The 4,758-nt window shown below is 68.2% G+C and carries 3 protein-coding genes; all 3 read right to left on the reverse strand.

Going from position 1 to position 4,758, the window contains the following annotated elements:
• A partial coding sequence (locus GA0115259_RS15490; protein ID WP_093596666.1) for a maltokinase N-terminal cap-like domain-containing protein occupies positions 1-1,211 on the reverse strand: 1,211 nt, incomplete at its 3' end.
• 294 nt (positions 1,212-1,505) lie between these two features.
• Positions 1,506-3,239, reverse strand: a complete 1,734-nt coding sequence (gene treS / locus GA0115259_RS15495) for a maltose alpha-D-glucosyltransferase (protein ID WP_093596658.1) — start codon at positions 3,237-3,239, stop codon at positions 1,506-1,508.
• Positions 3,236-4,758 (reverse strand): alpha-amylase family glycosyl hydrolase (locus GA0115259_RS15500; RefSeq protein ID WP_093596663.1); only part of this gene is annotated, 1,523 nt, incomplete at its 5' end. The genes GA0115259_RS15500 and treS, both read right to left, overlap by 4 nt.

Consider the following 4,758-nt stretch of genomic DNA (forward strand, 5'->3'; position numbering starts at 1 on the left):
GGCCGGGCCGGCTCGCCCTCGAAGTCGATGACCGACCACCGTCCGTCCGGTGTCCGCAAGGTCTGGCCGAGATGCAGATCGCCGTGGACGCGCTGCGCCGGTCTGCCGCGCGCCGCCTCGTCCAGCCCGCTCAGCGCGTCGAACGCGGTGCGCAGCCCCGGTGCGTACGGCATGAGCACCGGCACCGCCTGCGCCGCCGCCTCCAGACGCTCGGCCATGCCCTGTGCGAGCTGTGCGGTCTGCCGGCGTCCCAGCGTGACCGTCGGCAGCGCGGCTGCGAGCGCGATATGCACCTCGGCGGTGGCCCGCCCGAGCGCACGGGCCTCCTTGGTGAAGTCCCGGCCCCGGGCCAGCGCCGCCAGTGCGAGCTGCCAGCCGTCCTGGGAGCCGCGCAGATACGGCTGGAGCACGCCGAGCGTGAGGGAGTCACCGCTGCCGGACGGATCGGCCGCCTCGAACCAGGCGACGGGCGCGGGCACCCGGTCGCATCCCTCGGCGGCCAGCGCGAGCGGCAGCTCCAGATCGGGATGGGGCCCGGGGAAGACGCGCCGCAGGATCTTGAGGATGTAGGCGTCGCCGTACACCAGGGAAGAATTCGACTGCTCGGCGTCGAGCAGCCGCCCGGTCAGCCCGGCGGGCACCGTGCCCGCGTGGTCGAAGCGCAGCGGTCCCAGCGCGCCCGACGCGCGCAGCCGCTCCAGCAGCAGTTCGGCCAGCCGTGGATCGTGCAGTCCCTCGTAGACGGTACGGCCGGCCAGCGGGCCCTGGGCGGCATGGCCGATCAGCGCGGATGCCAGCGCCGGCGGCAGCGCCTTCCGTACGCCGAGCAGCAGCTGGTAGCAGTCGCCGCCCGAGGCGGTGGCGGACGCGGCGGCCGAGTGCGCGGCCCCGGCATGGGCGGACGAGGGAATCGACGGCGGCGGGCCCGCGGCGCTCCGCTGTTCGACCCGTACGAGCAGATGCAGCAGGCCCGGACCTCCCGCGTTCATCGGCAGCAGCTCGGTGGCCGCCACCGGTACGAAGCCGGTGACCGGCCGGCCCTTGCCCGCGAACCAGCGCTGGCGGGGCAGCCAGTCATGGAGCAGCGGCGCGAGCGAGCCGACCAGCGCCCTCGCGTCGGCGGGCGACAGAGCGGACGACACGGCTTGTGAGGCAGCGGGCGAGGCGGTGACGAGGCACGGGGTAGTCCGGGTGGATGCAGCCTTCGACATGGCATCGCGTCCTTTCCCCGGGCACACCACAGGATGCGCAGAGTGTCCCGGATTGCGGCAATGGCTGTCCGGCTGTGCGGGACGTGTCGGGTGAGGATGATCCGTACGGGCTCGGTTCTGTTTGCACAGGGCCCGGACAAAGTCCGTATCGAGTCCGTACTGGGTTGGTTCGGAGATCGTTTCCGTAATGAACTCTGTACGGATCCGATCAAACGGAGGTGCTGGATGTGGTGGAGAGTGCCCCGTGCGAGGCGGCGGAAACCGCCTCGCACGGGTCCGGGGCCGTAGGGCGCGTTACGCGGGGACGGCGGGGACGCCGTCCTTCCTGAGCCGGAACCAGTAGAAGCCGTGGCCCGCGAGCGTCAGCAGATAGGGCCACTCACCGATGGCGGGAAAGCGCACACCGCCGATCAGCTCCACCGGATGACGCCCGCTGAACTGCCGCAGATCCAGCTCGGTGGGCTGGGCGAAGCGTGAGAAGTTGTGCACGCAGAGCACCAGGTCGTCGCCGTTGCCCTGAGGAGAGGGCGCCTCGCGCAGAAAGGCGAGCACCGCCGGGTTGGAGGACGGCAGCTCGGTGTACGAGCCGAGCCCGAAGGCCGGATTCTGCTTACGGATCTCGATCATCCGCCGGGTCCAGTGCAGCAGCGAGGACGGCGAGGCCATCGCCGCCTCCACATTGGTCACCTGGTAGCCGTAGACCGGATCCATGATCGTCGGCAGATAGAGCCGGCCCGGATCGCTGGACGAGAAGCCCGCGTTCCGGTCGGGCGTCCACTGCATCGGAGTGCGCACGGCGTCCCGGTCGCCGAGCCAGATGTTGTCGCCCATCCCGATCTCGTCCCCGTAGTAGAGGATCGGAGAGCCCGGCAGCGACAGCAGCAGCGCGGTGAACAGCTCGATCTGGTTGCGGTCGTTGTCCAGCAGCGGCGCCAGCCGGCGCCGGATGCCGATGTTGGCCCGCATCCGCGGATCCTTGGCGTACTCCGCGTACATGTAGTCGCGCTCTTCGTCCGTGACCATTTCGAGAGTCAGCTCGTCATGGTTGCGCAGGAAGATGCCCCACTGGCAGTTCGTCGGGATGGCCGGTGTCTTCGCCAGGATTTCCGAGACCGGGTAGCGGGACTCGCGCCGTACCGCCATGAAGATCCGCGGCATCACCGGGAAGTGGAACGCCATATGGCATTCGTCGCCGCCCTTGGCGTAGTCGCCGAAGTAGTCCACGACATCCTCCGGCCACTGGTTGGCCTCGGCGAGGATCACCGTGTCCGGATAGTTGGCGTCGATCTCCGCGCGTACCCGCTTGAGGAACTCATGGGTGGCCGGGAGGTTCTCGCAGTTGGTGTTCTCCTGCTGGTAGAGATACGGCACGGCGTCCAGCCGGAAGCCGTCGATGCCCAGGTCCAGCCAGAAGCGCAGCGCGGAGACGATCTCCTCCTGCACCGCCGGGTTCTCGTAGTTGAGATCGGGCTGATGCGAGAAGAAGCGGTGCCAGTAGTACTGCTTGCGCACCGGGTCGAAGGTCCAGTTGGAGGTCTCCGTGTCCACGAAGATGACCCGGGCGTCCTGGAACTGCTTGTCGTCGTCGGCCCAGACGTAGTAGTCGCCGTAGGGGCCTTCGGGGTCCTTGCGGGACTCCTGGAACCATTCGTGCTGATCGCTCGTATGGTTCATGACGAAGTCGATGATCACGCGCATGCCGCGCTGGTGCGCGGCGTCCACGAACTCCACGAAGTCGGCGAGATCGCCGAACTCGGGAAGCACCGACGTGTAGTCGGACACGTCGTAGCCGCCGTCGCGCAGAGGCGACTTGAAGAACGGCGGCAGCCAGAGGCAGTCGACGCCCAGCCACTGGAGATAGTCCAGTTTGGCCGTGATGCCCTTGAGGTCTCCGATGCCGTCGCCGTTGCTGTCCTGGAACGAACGCACCAGGACCTCGTAGAAGACGGCACGCTTGAACCAGTCGGGATCCCGGTCCTTGGCCGGGGTGTCCTCGAACGTGTCGTGGACGGGCTCATTGACGATCATGATGTGGGTGACCCTCCGATCGGCGGGGACGGTCGCAGCACCACGATGTGCGCGGGCGTGACGCCCGGCTCCAGACGCACATAGTTGGAGCTGCCCCAGTGATAGGTCTCGCCGGTGAGCTCGTCGCGCACCGGAACGGTCTCGTGCGGTTCAAGGCCGAGCCGTTCCATGTCCAACGAGACCGTCGCCTCCTGGGTGTGGTGAGGGTCGAGGTTGACGACCGCCAGAACGATGTCCGTGCCTGCCCGCTTGCTGTACGCGATGACCGCGTCATTGTCGGCGTGGTGGAAATGGATGTCGCGCAGTTGCTGAAGAGCGGGATGCCGTCGTCTGATCCGGTTGAGCAGGGTGATCAGCGGGGCGATGGTACGGCCCTCACGCTCGGCCGCCTCCCAGTCCCGGGGTCTCAGCTCGTACTTCTCGGAGTCAAGGTACTCCTCACTGCCCGGCTTCGCGGGGGTGTTCTCGCAGAGTTCGTACCCCGCGTAGACACCCCAGGAAGGCGCCATCGTCGCCGCGAGCACGGCCCGTGCCTCGAAGGCGGGCCGGCCCCCGTGCTGAAGGTAGGCGTGCAGGATGTCAGGAGTGTTGACGAAGAAATTCGGCCGCATGTACGCGGCGGTCTCGCCGGACAGCTCGGTCAGGTAGTCGGTCAGCTCCTGCTTGCCGTTGCGCCAGGTGAAGTACGTGTACGACTGCTGGAAGCCGATCGCGCCGAGCGTACGCATCATCGCGGGCCGGGTGAACGCCTCGGCCAGGAAGATCACATCGGGATCGGTGCGGTTGATGTTCGCGATGACCTTCTCCCAGAAGACCACCGGCTTGGTGTGCGGATTGTCGACGCGGAAGATGCGCACGCCGTGGGCCATCCAGTACCGCAGGATGCGGGTGGTCTCCCGGACCAGACCGCGCAGATCGCTGTCGAAGGCGATCGGATAGATGTCCTGGTACTTCTTCGGCGGGTTCTCGGCGTACGCGATCGAGCCGTCGGCGCGGTGGTGGAACCACTCGGGATGCCTGGTGACCCAGGGATGGTCCGGAGAGCACTGGAGCGCGAAGTCGAGGGCGATCTCCATCCGCAGCGTGCGGGCCGTCTCCACGAAGTGGTCGAAGTCCTCGATCGTGCCCAGATCGGGATGGACCGCGTCATGGCCGCCGTCGGGCGAGCCGATCGCCCAGGGCACTCCGACATCGTCGGGGCCGGGCTCCAGGGAGTTGTTGGGGCCCTTGCGGTAGGTGGTGCCGATGGGATGGACCGGTGGCAGATAGACCACGTCGAAGCCCATCGCGGCGACCGCGGGCAGCCGCTCGGCGGCCGTTCTGAACGTACCGCTGACGGGCGGCTCGCCCTTCTTGACGACCGCGCCCTCGGAGCGCGGGAACAGCTCGTACCAGGAGCCGTACAGCGCCCGTCTGCGCTCGACCAGCACCGGCGCGGGACGCGAGGCGGTGACCAGATCGCGCAGCGGATGGCGGGCGAGCGCGGCGTTCGCCGCCGGGGAGAGCGCGGCGGCCAGCC

This window comes from Streptomyces sp. MnatMP-M17 (genome assembly GCF_900091995.1).
GTDB lineage: Bacteria > Actinomycetota > Actinomycetes > Streptomycetales > Streptomycetaceae > Streptomyces.

What these genes read in the sequence shown, in the direction of transcription:
- treS (WP_093596658.1), bottom strand. Translation starts at nt 3,239, where the DNA reads ATGATCGTCAATGAGCCCGTCCACGACACGTTCGAGGACACCCCGGCC.